Raw genomic sequence first — 14150 nt, 5'->3', positions numbered from 1 at the left:
TCTAAAAACCCGCAGGGGAAACGTTCCGCCTCCCTCGCCACGGCTCACTCGTCCGCCAGCGGTTGGCGCGAGGTCTCGCGACTGGCAAGAATGGCGACGAGCGCCACGACGGCCGCACCAATCAGGTACCAGGCTGGTGCCAGCTTGTTGCCGCTTTGCTGGATCAGCCAGGTCGCAACCAGCGGCGCGGTGCCACCGAACAGCGCATTGGCGGTGTTGAAGCTGAATGCGAAGCCGCTGTAGCGCACCTTGGTCGGGAAGATCTCCGACAGGAAGCATGGCAGCGTGCCGTCGTTCATCGTCAGCATCGCGCCGAACGCGACCTGGACCAGCACGATGCCGACGAAACCGAGCGTCGAGAGCTGCGTGAACAGCGGCAGCGTCAGCACCACGAACAGCAGTGACGCGAGGATCAGCATGGTCTTGCGACCGAAGCGGTCGGACAGCGAGCCCATCAGGAAAATCAGGCCGATGTATGCTGCCAGTGAGATCGACGCGGCGATGAACGACTCGGTCTCACCCATGCCCATCTCGGTCGACAGGTAGGTCGGCATATAGCTGAGTACCAGGTAGAACGCGACTGCGTTCAGGCAGGTCACTGCGAACGCGATCACCAGCTTGCCACGGTGCACCCCGAGCAGTTCGCCGACCGGCGTCTTGGCGACGTGATGCTTGCCTTCGAGCTCCTTGAACTTCGGCGTGTCCTCGAGGCGAACGCGGATGTAGCGACCGATCAGGCCGAATGGCGCAGCGAGCAGGAACGGCAGGCGCCAGCCCCAGCTGTGTAGATCGTCGGCCGACAAGAGGGCGTGCAGGCCGGCGACGAACAGCGAGCCGAACAAGAGCCCCGCCGCGGTACTGGCCGGCACGATACTGGTGTAGAAGCCGCGCTTGCCCTCTGGCGCGTACTCGGCGAGGAAGGCCGACGCGCCGGCGTATTCGCCGGCCGCCGAGAAGCCCTGCACCATGCGGATCACCAACAGCAGCGCCGGCGCCCACAACCCCACCTGCTGGTAGGTCGGCAAGAGCGCGATCACGAACGTCGACGCCGACATGATCAGAATCGACAGCGACAGCGCACTGCGCCGACCTATCTTGTCGCCGAAGTGGCCCCAGACGATGCCACCGATCGGGCGGATGATGAATGAGATGGCGAAGACGGCGTAGGCGGCCATCAGGCCGCTAGCGGGATTGCTCTGCGGAAAAAAGACAACGGCGATGATGGTGGCGAGGTAGCCATAGGCGGCGTAGTCGAACCATTCGACGAAATTGCCGATAAAGCTGGCGGCGGCGGCCCGCCTCAGAGCCGGAGCGTTGTCGGCGCCGGCGCTGTAGTCGCCGGCACTCGCAACGGCGCCATAGGCACGGTTCGGCATCGCCGACTGCCTGGCGTTCATGTTCTTGTCACGCATTGGGTTTCTCCTCTTAAGTCGTAGTACGGCATGTTTGTTCATGACTCTGTACGGGCTCTGCGGCCCGCATCACTACTTACTTCTCGACGGAATTCCCCTGTCCTGCGCCGCCACCGGACACGGTCCCGCCCTTCTCCCAAAGGCGGGAACGCATCCGACGCATCCTGCCCATTGAGTGGGCGGCGGCGCATCGACACGGGAACGAGGTGCTACGCCATCTCTTGCCAGTTCGGTGTTCGTTTCTCCTTTTGCATGATGTCGGTTCGGCCGGGCGGGGCGCGCACCGAGCAGTCCGGTTACAACAAGACTGTCCGGTTGCCGTTGATGAACACACGTCGCTCAACGAACGCCTTCACCGCGCGAGCGAGCGCCAGGCACTCGACGTCGCGGCCGGTGACACGCAGTCGCTCAGGATCATAACTGTGGTCCACTCTTTCGACCACTTGTTCGATAATCGGCCCTTCATCCAGGTCGTCGGTGACGAAGTGGGCGGTGGCGCCGATCAGCTTCACGCCGCGCGCGTGCGCCTGGTGGTACGGCTTGGCGCCCTTGAAGCCCGGCAAGAAGGAGTGGTGGATGTTGATTACCCGGCCGGCGAAGTCGGCGCTGAAGCCGGGTGACAGCACCTGCATATAGCGCGCCAGCACGATCAGCTCGGCGCCGGTCGCCTCGACGAGCTCGCGCAGCTGCGCCTCCTGCTGTTCCTTGGTGTCCGGCGTGACCGGCAGGTGGTGGTAGGCGATACCATCGGCGAGCGCCAGGGGCTCGAGCGTCGGGTGATTCGAGACGATCGCGACGATGTCCATCTTCAGTTCGTCCATGCGCCAGCGGAACAAGAGGTCGGCGAGGCAGTGGTCGAAGTGGGAGACCATGATCAGCACCTTGGGGCGCACCGACTGGTCGTGGATCGCCCAGTGCATCGCGAAGCGCTCGGCAATCGGCGCGAAGTCGGCGCGCAGTGTGTCGAGTGACAGCGACAGGCCAGCACGGTGGTGGAAGATGCAACGCACGAAGAAGCGCCGGCTCGCTTCGTCGTCGAACACCGCGAGCTCATCGATGTAGCAGCCGAGCGCGTCGAGGAACTCGACCATCGCGGCGACCTCGCCGGCTTCGCTCGGGCAGTCGAACGTCATACTGAACTTGCCGGTGGAAGAGTGGTTTGGCAGGGTCATCTCTGTCTCCTAGGCTGCGGTGGTGACAAGCCGCTCGGTGACCGGCGATGTGACGGTGCGCCGCGCCTGGCTGGCGTACCAGTGCTCGAAATCGGCGCGCAGCCAGCGCACCCGTACACCAACCTTACGCGCGGCCTTAACCGCCTCGGGCTTGAACAGCGTCAGCTCGGCGCTATCCAGCTGCGGGAAGAGCCGGAACGACAGTGCCAAGAGATCGATCAACAGCTCTTCGATTAGGTCGGTATGCGGTTGCTGCTTGAGGTAGTCGCACAACGTCGCGCAATAACGGTCGTAGTCGAGGTACGGTGTGTCGCCGTCAAGCAGACCGCCCTGGCGGTAGTGCAGCACAGCATCGATCAATACCGGCTGCGGCTCGCGTTCGTGCGGATAGATGCCGAGTGCGGTGCGACAGGCAAGTTGGTCGATCACGATCTCCCAGCGAGTCGCATCGGCATGGTGAACAGTCGTCATGGCAGCATTCTCGGTTCTGGACTGCGAGCAGGGATTCGGCCAACGTTGACCGAACCCCACCGTCGTCGTTAGCGGAGGAATTCGTCGGCGGCGTCGAGCAACATCAGGCAGCAGTACTCGGCGAAACTGCGCCGAACCACCAGCCGGTAACACTCCTCGTCGATGCGCAACAGCGTGATGCCCGCCTTGAAGTAGTGGCTCTGCACGCTGTGTCCGACCGGAAACACCCGCGGGTGCAGGTCGAGCGGGCAGCCCTTGGCGAGCACGTCACGCACCTTGGGGCCGGTCAGCTCGAACACGGTGAAGCCGCTACTGACGTCGACTACCGCGTGGTGCTCGCCGGCGAGCGCGTTGCGAAGCGCCGTCTCGAGCTCCGGGCCGGTCTCCTCAGTCGACTCGATCAGCCACTCGTCCGGCCCCATCCACACCGCGCTGCAGCCGTGGGGCGAATGCGTCATCGCCTGGCCAGCCGGCAGTGTCAACTGCAAGGTGCGCTCGACCACGTCGACGAAAGTCTTCGAACGCGGGTCACCGCGCAGCGTCACGTGCGTCATGAAGGAACGCTCGACGAGGCCGAAGCTGGTCGGCGCCTTGACAAAAACCCGCGCCAATTTCGACTCGATCCCCACCAATGGGGCTTCCTGGATCAGTTGATTAGACATGCTGGCGTTTCCCTTCCACGTCGTAGAACACCGGGCTGCAGACCTCGACTGGCACGCACTGCCCGTCGCGCAGCGCGACATAGGCGCGCTCACCGAGGCGCGACTGCCCTCCCTTCATCACCGCCATCGCGATCGAGCGCGCCAGGATCGGGCTGTAATAGCTCGACGTGACGTGGCCGAGCATTGGCGTGATACCGCCACTGGTTGGCGCGGCGACGATCTGGCCGCCCTCGGGCAGCACGACCGTCGGGTCGACCGGCTTGAGACCGACCAGCTGCTTGCGGTCGTTGCGCCGCGTGTCGGAGCGGAACAGCGAGCGCTTGCCGAGGAAGTCCTTGGTCTTGGACACCATGCCCTCCATGCCCAGGTCGATCGGGCTGACCGAGCCGTCGGTGTCCTGGCCGACGATGATGTAGCCCTTCTCGGCACGCAGCACGTGCATGGTCTCGGTGCCGTACGGGGTGATGTCGAACTCGGCGCCGGCAGCCATCAGCGCTTCCCACACCTTGCGGCCGAAGTTGGCCGGCACGTTCACCTCGTAGGCGAGCTCGCCCGAGAAGCTGATGCGCATCACGCGGGCGGCGACGCCGGCGACGGTGCCCGCGCGGAAGGTCATGAACGGGAACGCTTCCGCAGCGAAGTCGATATCGGCGCAGACCTTCTGCAGCACGCGGCGGCTGTTCGGGCCGGCGACGGCAAAGGTCGCCCAGTGGTCGGTGACCGAGGTCAGATGCACCTTCAGGTGCGGCCACTCAGTCTGCAGCCAGCGCTCCATCCAGTTCATGACGCGCGCGGCGCCGCCCGACGTGGTCGTCATCAGGTAGTGCTGGTCGGCCAACCGGGTGGTCACGCCGTCGTCGAACACCATGCCGTTCTCGTCGAGCATCAGGCCGTAGCGGCACTTGCCGACCTCGAGCTTGCTCCACGGGTTGGTGTACAGCCAGTTGAGCAGGATGGCGGCGTCCGGTCCCTGGATGTCGATCTTGCCGAGCGTCGACGCGTCGAGCATGCCGACGCTGTTGCGCACCGCGAGGCACTCGCGCGCCACCGCCGCATGCAGATACTCGCCGGGCTTCGGGTAGTACCACGGCCGCTTCCACTGGCCGACGTCCTCGAACAGTGCACCCTGTTCGCGGTGCCATTCGTGGATGCAGGTCTTGCGGATCGGGTCGAGAAAGTCGCCCAATTCGCGCCCGGCGATGGCGCCGAAGGTGACCGGCGTGAAGTTCGGCCGGAACGTGGTGGTACCGGTCTTCGGGATGCTCTGATTCAGCGCCTCGGCGAGAATCCCCATGCCGTTGATGTTGCCGAGCTTGCCCTGGTCGGTGCCGAAGCCCATTGCGGTGTAGCGCTTCACATGCTCGACCGAGTGGTAACCCTCACGCGCCGCAAGATAAATGTCGGCGGCCGACACGTCGTTCTGGAAGTCGACGAACTGCTTGTCACCGCGGCCGACCTGGTCGCGCTCGCCGACCAGCCACAACGGCAGGATCGCGCTCTCGTCGACGTGGGCGGTCTTCCATACCGGCGCGGCGCCTCGGGTGAAGCCCAGTTGCTCCAGCGTCGCGTTCGCTACCCCGACCGCCTCAGCCAGCGTCGCGTCGAGCGCGAAGGTGCCGTTGCAGGCGCCGACACTGGCCTCGGCCTGCACCGACTTGCCGGGCACGAAGCAGACCTTCTCGTCGTCCCAGCGCGCCTTGCCGCCGGACTGCGCGAACAGGTGCACCACCGGGTTGTAGCCGCCGGACATCGCCACGAGGTCGCAGTCGAGCGTACCCGCCGAGCCGGCCAGCTTACCGTTCTGATAGCGCGCGAGTTCGACCTTGTCGACCCGCAGCTTGCCGCCGCAGCGCACGACGACGGTCTGGTTGCGCACCTCGATGCCGAGCCGGCGCGCCAGCTCGGGCAAGGTGCCGCGGCCGGATGGACGCGGGTCGACCACGACGACCCTGGCACCGGCCTCGGAGAGGTCGACCGCGGTCTGGTAGGCGGCGTCGTTATTGGTGAACAGCACCACCTTCTTGCCCGGCCGCACGCCATAGCGGCGCACATAGGTCGTCACCGCCGATGCGGTCATCACGCCCGGCAAGTCGTTGTTGGCAAACACGAGCGGCCGCTCGTGCGCCCCGGTGGCGAGGATCACCTTGCGGGCACGCACCTTCCAGACACGCTCGCGGATGCCGGAACGCTGCCGCGGCGGCAGGTGGTCGGTCTTACGCTCGCAGATCGTCAACAGGTTGTGGTCCTGGTAGCCGAACACGGTGCTGCGGCGCAGGATGCGCACCTCGGGCATCGTGGCGAGCTCCGCCTCCAGCTTCGCGACCCACTCGAGCGCCGGCTTGCTATCGATGGCCTCGGTGGACGTCAGCAGGCTGCCACCGAGCTCCGGCTGGTTGTCGGCGAGGATGACGCGGGCGCCGGCGCGGCCGGCGACCCATGCCGCGGCGAGGCCGGCCGGGCCGCCGCCGACGACGAGCACGTCGCAGTGTGCGAAGGCCTTGTCGTAGCGATCGGCGTCGAGCTCGGTCGGCGCCACGCCGAGGCCGGCGGCGTCGCGGATGAACTCCTCGTACTTCGGCCACATCTTCTGCGGCCACATGAAGGTCTTGTAGTAGAAGCCGGCCGGGATGAAGCGGGAGATCTTCTGGTTGACCGCCAGGCGGTCGTTCTCGATGCTCGGCTCCGCGTTGACGCTCTTCGCCTTGAGCCCGGCATAGAGTTCGATCTCGGTCGAGCGCGCGTTAGGCACCTCGTATTCGCCGGATTCGAGCTGCACCAACGCGTTCGGTTCCTCGACGCCGGCGGTGATGATGCCGCGCGGGCGGTGGTACTTCCAGCTGCGCGCGACGAAATGAACGTCGTTCGCCAGCAAGGCCGACGCGAGCGTGTCACCTTCGTAGCCCTGGTAGTTCTTGCCGTTGAACTGGAAGGTCAGCGGTGCACCACGGTTGATGCGGCCGCCCTTGGCAATGCGGTTAGTCTGCGCCATGAGTGTCTCCCGAGCCGCTGGCCCCGACAGGGTAGGTACGGATGAATTGGTAGGTGACGGTGTCGCGCTCGGCGTTGAACCAGCGGCGGCAGCCGGACGCGTGCAACCACTGTTCCTTGTGCACGCCTTTGGTGTTCTTGCGCATGAACAGGTAGTCGCCCCACGCCTCGTCGGACAGCGCCTCGCTGTCCGACGGGCGGGCAATGTCGGCCTCGCCGCCGTAGCTGAACTCGCTCTCGGCGCGTAGGCCGCACCACGGACAAGTGATCTGTAGCATCTCGTTCTCCTAGTGGGCGACCGCGGCGGCGCCGTGCTCGTCAATCAGATGACCGGAGTAGAAGCGGTCGAGCGCGAACGCCGCGTTCAGCGGATGCGGGTTGTCGTGGGCGATGGTGTGGGCAAACACGTGGCCCGAGCCCGGCGTGGCCTTGAAGCCGCCGGTGCCCCAGCCGCAGTTGAAATAGAGGCCCTTCACCGGCGTCTTGCTGATGATCGGGCAGGCGTCCGGCGACACGTCGACGATGCCGCCCCACTGGCGGTTCATCCGCACGCGGCTGAACACCGGGAACATCTCGACGATGGCCTGCAGCGTGCCCTCAATGGTGTGGAAGCTGCCGCGCTGGCCATAACCGGTGTACTGGTCGATGCCGGCGCCGATCACCAGGTCGCCCTTGTCGGACTGGCTGATGTATGCGTGCACCGCGTTCGACATGATGACCGTGTTGATGATGGGCTTGATCGGCTCGGACACCAGGGCCTGCAGTGGGTGACTCTCCAGCGGCAGGCGGATGCCGGCCATCTCGGCCAGCACGCTCGAATTGCCGGCGGCAACCACCGCCACCTTCTTCGCCTTGATGAAGCCGCGCGTGGTCTCGACCCCGGTCACCGCGCCGTTGTCGCGGCGAATCGCGGTTACCTCACAGTTCTGGATGATGTCCACGCCGCGGCTGTCGGCGCCGCGGGCGAAGCCCCAGGCGACCGCGTCGTGGCGCGCCACGCCGGCGCGGCGCTGGAACGACGCGCCAAGCACCGGGTAGCGGCTGTTGAGGTTGATGCACGGCACGATCTCCTTGATCTGTGCTGGCGTCAGCACCTCGGCGTCGACACCGTTCAGGCGGTTGGCGCCGACGCGGCGCTCGATGTCGCGCATGTCCTGCAGCGTGTGGCCGAGGTTCATCACGCCGCGCTGGCTGAACATCACGTTGTAGTTGAGGTCCTGCGACAGGCCCTCCCACAGCTTCAGCGCATGCTCGTACAGCTGGGCCGCCTCGTCCCACAGATAGTTCGAGCGCACGATGGTGGTATTGCGCGCGGTGTTGCCGCCGCCCAGATAGCCCTTCTCGAGCACCGCGACGTTGGTAATGCCGTGCTCCTTCGCGAGGTAGTACGCGGTCGCAAGACCGTGGCCGCCGCCGCCGACGATCACCACGTCGTACTCGCGCTTCGGTTCAGGGCTGCGCCAGGCCTGCTGCCAGTTCTCGTGATAGGAGAGCCCGTTACGCACCAAGCTAAAAATCGAATAGCGTTTCATGATTCCACCTCAACATTCGATGACGTTGACGGCCAACCCCCCGCGGGAGGTTTCCTTGTACTTGGCCTTCATGTCGGCCCCAGTTTCGCGCATCGTCTTGATCACCTTGTCGAGCGACACGTAGTGCTTGCCGTTGCCCTTGAGCGCCATCCGCGCCGCGTTGACCGCCTTGATCGCGCCCATCGCATTGCGCTCGATGCACGGGATCTGCACTTGGCCACCGACCGGGTCGCAGGTCATGCCGAGGTTGTGTTCCATGCCGATCTCGGCGGCGTTCTCCACCTGCTCGGGACTGCCGCCGAGCACTGCGGCGAGCGCGCCGGCGGCCATCGAGCACGCGACGCCGACCTCACCCTGGCAGCCAACCTCGGCGCCGGAGATCGACGCGTTCTCCTTGTAGAGCACCCCGATCGCCGCCGCGGTCAGCAGAAAGTCGATCACTCCCTGCTCGTTCGCGCCGGGCACGAACTTGGTGTAGTAGTGCAGCACCGCGGGGATGATGCCGGCCGCGCCATTGGTCGGCGCGGTGACGATGCGTCCGCCGGCGGCGTTCTCCTCGTTCACCGCCATCGCGTACAGGTTGACCCAGTCGATCATCGACAAGGGGTCGCGCAAGGCGGCCTCCGACTGCGACTTGAGTGTCTGGTAGAGCTCCGGCGCGCGACGCTTCACCTTCAACGGCCCCGGCAGCAGGCCTTCGGCCTGGCAGCCGTGCTTCACCGCGGCGGCCATCACGTTGGCGATCGCCAACAGCTGACTGCGGATCTCATCCGGCGTGCGCCACGCCTGCTCGTTCTCGAACATCAGTTCTGCGATCGACAGACCGCTCTCGCCGGCGAAGCGCAGCAGATCGAGCCCAGACTTGAACGGATGCGGTACATCGCGCGCCGGCAGCAGGCCGTTGATGCGTGCACCGTCGGCGTCGACGACGAAGCCGCCGCCGACCGAGTAGTAGGTCTCGTCGAGCACCGCCTGCCCGGTCTCGTCGCTGGCGACGAAACGCATGCCGTTGGTGTGGCGAGGCAGCGTTTCGCGCGCGGCGAACTGCAGGTGCTGTTTCTCGACGAAGGGGAGGGGACGTTCGCCGAGCAGCATGAGCGTGCGCGACGCGCGGATCTCGGCCAGCCGCGTCTCGGCATAATCCGGGTCGATGACATCGGGCAGATGGTCCTCGAGGCCGAGCAGCACCGCCTTGTCGGTGCCGTGGCCGCGGCCGGTCGCGGCGAGCGAGCCGTAGAGGCGCACCTGCACCAACTGGACCTGAGCGAGCCGCCCCGTGTCGGCCAGGTGCCGGGCGAAGCGCTGCGCGGCGATCATCGGGCCGACCGTGTGCGAACTCGACGGCCCGATACCGATCTTGAAGAGGTCGAAAGTGCTGACGTTCATGGCATCATAGTCCCTGGTAGACCGGGAAATCGCGACACAGCGCGGCGACCTTGTCGCGCACCGCGACGATCGTCGTCTCGTTGCCGAGGTCGTCGAGCACGTCGCAGATCAGCGTCGCAGTCAGCGCCGCTTCGCGCTCGGTAAAGCCGCGGCTGGTGATCGCCGGCGAGCCGATGCGGATGCCGCTGGTCACGAATGGCGACTGCGGATCGTTCGGCACCGCGTTCTTGTTGACGGTGATGTGCGCCCGGCCCAGTGCCGCATCGGCGTCCTTGCCGGTGATGCCCTTCTTGATCAGGCTGACGAGGAACAGGTGGTCATCGGTGCCACCCGAAACGATGTCGTAGCCGCGCTCGAGGAATACCGCGACCATCGCGCGCGCATTGTCGATCACCTGCTGCTGATACGCCTTGAAGCTAGGCTGCAGCGCCTCCTTGAATGCGACCGCCTTCGCCGCGATCACATGCATCAGCGGTCCGCCCTGGCTGCCCGGGAACACCATCGCGTTGAGCTTCTTCTCGATGTCCGGGTTGGCCTTCGCGAGGATCAGGCCGCCGCGCGGACCGCGCAGCGTCTTGTGCGTCGTTGTCGTCACCACATCGGCGAACGGCACCGGGTTCGGGTACAGGTCGGCGGCCACAAGGCCCGCCACGTGCGCCATGTCGACGAAGAGATAAGCCCCGACCGCGTCGGCGATCGCGCGGAAACGCGCGAAGTCGAGTTGGCGCGAGTAGGCAGAGAAGCCGGCGATGATCATCTTTGGCTTGTGTTCGAACGCGAGGCGGGCGACCTCGTCGTAGTCGATCAGGCCCTCATCGTTCAGGCCGTACTGGACCGCGTTGTAGAGCTTGCCCGAGAACGACACCTTGGCACCGTGCGTGAGGTGACCGCCGTGCGCAAGACTCATGCCAAGCACCGTGTCGCCCGGCTGCAAGAGCGCCATGTAGACCGCCGCGTTGGCCTGCGAGCCCGAGTGCGGCTGTACGTTCGCGTAGTCGGCGCCGAACAGCGCCTTGGCGCGGTCGATCGCCAGCTGCTCGACCACATCGACATGCTCACAGCCGCCGTAGTAGCGCTTGCCGGGGTAGCCCTCGGCGTACTTGTTGGTCAGAACGCTGCCCTGCGCCTCAAGTACGCGCGGGCTCGTGTAGTTCTCCGAGGCGATCAGCTCGATATGGTCTTCCTGCCGCTGGCGCTCGTCGCCCATCGCCCCCCACAGCTCGGGATCGAACGAGGCGATCGTCTGGTCTGCCGTGAACATGATGCTGTCTCCTTGGATTCGGGTTATCGGGCCCGGCGGCTCGCGCCGCCGGGCGTCATCACGCTGACGGCGATCAGGCGCGGATGATGTTGTGCTCAGGGCCGTACTTGAAGCCGGTGATGTTCTCGGCACCGTTCTCGTGCACGACGAGGATGTCGTGCTCGCGGTAGCCGCCGGCGCCCGGCAGACCTTCCGGCAGCATGATCATCGGCTCCATCGACACCACCATGTTCGGCTCGAGCACGGTATCGATGTCTTCGCGCAGTTCCAGGCCCGCCTCACGACCGTAGTAGTGCGACAGCACGCCGAACGAGTGGCCGTAGCCGAAGGTGCGGTACTTGAGCAGGTCGTACTTCTCGTAGATCTTGTTCAGCTCCTTCGCGATGTCGCCGCAGACCGCGCCCGGCTTGATCAGCTCGAGGCCGGCCTCGTGCACCTCGACGTTGACCTGCCACAGGCGCAGATGCTCGGGCGAGCAGTGGTCGAAGAACATGGTGCGTTCGAGCGCGGTGTAGTAGCCCGAGATCATCGAGAAGCAGTTCAGGCTGAGGATGTCGCCCTTCTGCACCTTGCGGGTGGTGACCGGGTTGTGCGCGCCGTCGGTGTTGATGCCGGACTGGAACCAGGTCCAGGTGTCCATCAGTTCGGAATCCGGGAAGCGCTTGGCGATCTCGCGGATCATCGCCTGCGTCGACGCCAGCGCCACTTCGTGCTCCGGCACGCCCTCGTGCACCGCCGCGGCCAGCGCCGCGCCGCCCACGTCACACACCTGTGCGCCATGCTTGATCAGCGCGATCTCCTCATCCGACTTGATCATGCGCATCCGCATCGTCGCTGCGCCGATGTCGACGAAGTCAACCGACGGCAGCGCCGCGCGCAGCTTGTTCAGTACCTCGACCGGCACGTGGTCGTATTCGATGCCGATGCGGCCCTTGTTCTCGATTTCCTGCTGCACGGCGCGGAAGAAGTTGTCGCGCTGCCAGTCGGTGTAGACCACGTTGTAGTCGCCGACGGTACGGCGCCACGGCTGACCACCATCGATGTTGGCCGAGATCGATACCACTTTCTGCGGCGTAACGACGAGGCCATACTTGCGGCCGAATGAGCAGTAAAGGAAATCGGAGTAGTAATTGATGTTGTGATAAGAGGTGAATAACACGGCGTCGATATTCTGACTGGCCATCAATTCACGCAGCTTGCGCTGACGGTTCTCATATTCGGCATCCGAAAAGGTGTGTTTTACCTTCTCGCCGTTTTCGATGCGAATCAGACTTTCCAGTGCCATTTACGCTCTCCTTTGTAATGCCGTTGTCGCGGCTGGTGAGGTAAATACTAGGTGGACTGGAAATTACGAAATTTCTTAATTCGACAAACCACTTTCCAAATCCGACATTGTCGAACAGCGTACATTTATTGCGCTGCACCATGCCAATGGGGCAGATCTGATGACGTGATGCGTCCCGATGCCCGGCATCCCAGCGGTCGAGATGGTCCGTCCGGCCACGCGTCGGTCAGGACTTCCGGGAACAGAGCAGGTCGACGACACGAATGGAAAACCGTAAATATCAATTAAATCAACAGGCTGAACTGCTTCCAGTGGGGGGCGGCAAACTGGGATCGGGCCGACCGCTGTCGAGACGGTTGGTCTTGCGACATGATCGGTACCGTAAGTCATCATAAGTAGCATCAATTTCACTGCCGTTATTGTTCGACAGTAAGGCAGCGCGACCACATGCAACGACGTCGTTGTTAGACCGACATACAGAGTGCCGACATTGGAAGCCGGCAATGCCGTTTTGCACGACTTACCACCGGGAATCTGGCAATTTCCTGTATTGCGGTTCTTATCAGAATTAGACCTAAAGTCGTTTATTCCGGATAAGATGGCTTATCGCATGACCGGCTTTCTCCGACACCGGATCCAAATAAAATTTCTGCGCCGCGATTTATATCTTTTAGCCGAATAATTTTCCGCTCAATTCCATCATGCACTGTCAGCCTCTCGCCTCGATTCCCGACCTGTTGGCGCTCCATGCCGCCGACCGCGTCCGTTTCCCCTACCTGCTGCAGTCGTCCGGCGATACCGGCTGGGACCTGCTGCTGGCCCTGCCGCGCGAGCGCCGCGTCTACCAGGCCGGTGACGAAGCGGCGTTTCTCGCCGATCTGGCCGCGCTGCCGCGCGAGGACGTCGCCAATCCGCACGGTTTGCCGTTCACCGGCGGCTGGTTCGTCTACCTCGGCTACGACCTGCTGTCGGCCTTCGAGCCAACCGTGCCGGCGGCGCTGCCGGACAGCTTCCCGATCGCCGCCCTCTCCAGGGTGCCGGCCGCCGTGCTGGTCGACCGCGAGAAGCAGCAGGCCTGGCTGATGGCCGAGAGCGAGGCGGAACGGGTCGAACTGGCGCGCAGCGTCGAGCATGTCCCGCCGTTCCAGCCGCAGCCGGTGGCACTGGCCGCGCTCGAGGAGGATCCGCCGGAGTGGTACACCGACGCGGTGGTGCGGCTCAAGCGCTACATCTACGAGGGCGATGTGTTCCAGGTGAATATATCGCGCGGCTGGCGTGCGACCTTGGCCGACGGCATCGCCGCGCCGGACCTGTTCGCCGCGCTGCGCCGCGCCAACCCGGCACCGTTCTCGGCCTTGGCAGACCTGGGCGACGCGCAGATCGTCAGCTCCTCGCCGGAGCGACTGGTGCGAGTGCGCGACGGCTGGGCCGATACCCGGCCGATCGCCGGCACCCATCCGCGCTCGACCGATCCGGACGAGGACGCCGCGCTGAAACAGCGGCTGATCAGCAGCATCAAGGAGCGTGCCGAGCACGTGATGCTGATCGACCTGGAGCGCAACGACCTGGGCCGCATCTCGCAGCCGGGCACGGTGGAGGTGAACGAGCTGATGGCAGTGGCGAGCTATGCCTACGTGCACCACATCGAGTCGAATGTGCGAGGGCGCCTGCGAGACGACGTCGACACCGTCCAGGTGTTCCGCGCGCTGTTCCCCGGCGGCACCATCACCGGCTGCCCGAAGGTGCGCACCATGCAGATCATCCGCGAGCTGGAGAACAGCGCGCGGCGCGCCTACACCGGCACGCTTGGCTACCTCAACCGTGACGGCACAATGGACAGCAATATCCTGATCCGCACCTTCATGCAGGAGGGCAGCCGGCTGCGCTTCCGCACCGGCGGCGGCATCGTCGCCGACTCCGATCCGGAACGGGAACTGCAGGAGACCCGCCACAAGGTGCGCGGGCTGTTGCGCGCGCTCGG

At 64.9% G+C, this 14150-nt stretch carries 11 protein-coding genes; 1 reads left to right on the top strand and 10 read right to left on the bottom strand.

Annotated features, from left to right (window positions below; genetic code table 11):
- Positions 1-44 precede the first annotated feature (44 nt).
- The 10 genes from QU481_RS16055 to QU481_RS16010 form a co-directional block, all read right to left on the bottom strand.
- A complete protein-coding gene (locus QU481_RS16055; RefSeq protein ID WP_289831045.1) occupies positions 45-1412 on the bottom strand; it encodes an MFS transporter in 1368 nt (455 codons plus the stop codon).
- 296 nt (positions 1413-1708) lie between these two features.
- On the bottom strand, positions 1709-2584 hold the full coding sequence (purU, locus tag QU481_RS16050) for a formyltetrahydrofolate deformylase (RefSeq protein ID WP_289831044.1): 876 nt from the start codon (positions 2582-2584) through the stop codon (positions 1709-1711).
- A gap of 9 nt (positions 2585-2593) precedes the next feature.
- Positions 2594-3055 (bottom strand): dihydroneopterin aldolase, encoded by a 462-nt coding sequence (locus tag QU481_RS16045; protein ID WP_289831043.1) that lies wholly within the window; start codon positions 3053-3055, stop codon positions 2594-2596.
- A 68-nt stretch (positions 3056-3123) separates the two neighbouring features.
- The gene (locus QU481_RS16040; protein ID WP_289831042.1) at positions 3124-3717 is read right to left on the bottom strand and encodes a sarcosine oxidase subunit gamma; all 594 of its coding nucleotides are present in this window, start codon (positions 3715-3717) and stop codon (positions 3124-3126) included.
- Entirely contained in the window at positions 3710-6706 is a 2997-nt protein-coding gene (locus QU481_RS16035) for a sarcosine oxidase subunit alpha family protein (protein WP_289831041.1), read from the bottom strand. Before QU481_RS16035 ends, QU481_RS16040 begins: the two co-directional genes overlap by 8 nt.
- Positions 6693-6983 (bottom strand): sarcosine oxidase subunit delta, encoded by a 291-nt coding sequence (locus tag QU481_RS16030; RefSeq protein WP_289831040.1) that lies wholly within the window; start codon positions 6981-6983, stop codon positions 6693-6695. The genes QU481_RS16035 and QU481_RS16030 overlap by 14 nt, the downstream gene beginning before the upstream one ends.
- Positions 6984-6992: 9 nt before the next feature.
- Positions 6993-8237 carry a sarcosine oxidase subunit beta family protein gene (locus QU481_RS16025; protein ID WP_289831039.1) on the bottom strand — a complete coding sequence of 415 codons (1245 nt, stop codon included), beginning with the start codon at positions 8235-8237 and terminating at the stop codon, positions 6993-6995.
- Positions 8238-8246: 9 nt separating this feature from the next.
- Entirely contained in the window at positions 8247-9623 is a 1377-nt protein-coding gene (locus tag QU481_RS16020; RefSeq protein WP_289831038.1) for an L-serine ammonia-lyase, read from the bottom strand.
- A 4-nt stretch (positions 9624-9627) separates the two neighbouring features.
- Positions 9628-10884: a serine hydroxymethyltransferase gene (gene glyA / locus QU481_RS16015; protein ID WP_289831037.1), complete on the bottom strand. Its 1257-nt coding sequence runs from the start codon at positions 10882-10884 to the stop codon at positions 9628-9630.
- A 73-nt stretch (positions 10885-10957) separates the two neighbouring features.
- On the bottom strand, positions 10958-12169 hold the full coding sequence (locus QU481_RS16010) for a M24 family metallopeptidase (protein ID WP_289831036.1): 1212 nt from the start codon (positions 12167-12169) through the stop codon (positions 10958-10960).
- A 701-nt stretch (positions 12170-12870) separates the two neighbouring features.
- Between QU481_RS16010 and QU481_RS16005 the strand changes: the two genes are divergently transcribed.
- A partial coding sequence (locus tag QU481_RS16005) for an aminodeoxychorismate synthase component I (RefSeq protein WP_289831035.1) occupies positions 12871-14150 on the top strand: 1280 nt, incomplete at its 3' end.

This window comes from Crenobacter oryzisoli, from assembly GCF_030385785.1.
GTDB classification, from domain to species: domain Bacteria; phylum Pseudomonadota; class Gammaproteobacteria; order Burkholderiales; family Chromobacteriaceae; genus Crenobacter_A; species Crenobacter_A oryzisoli.
Note: the sequence above shows the minus strand (reverse complement) of the source record. Positions and strands in the feature narration are given on the sequence as shown.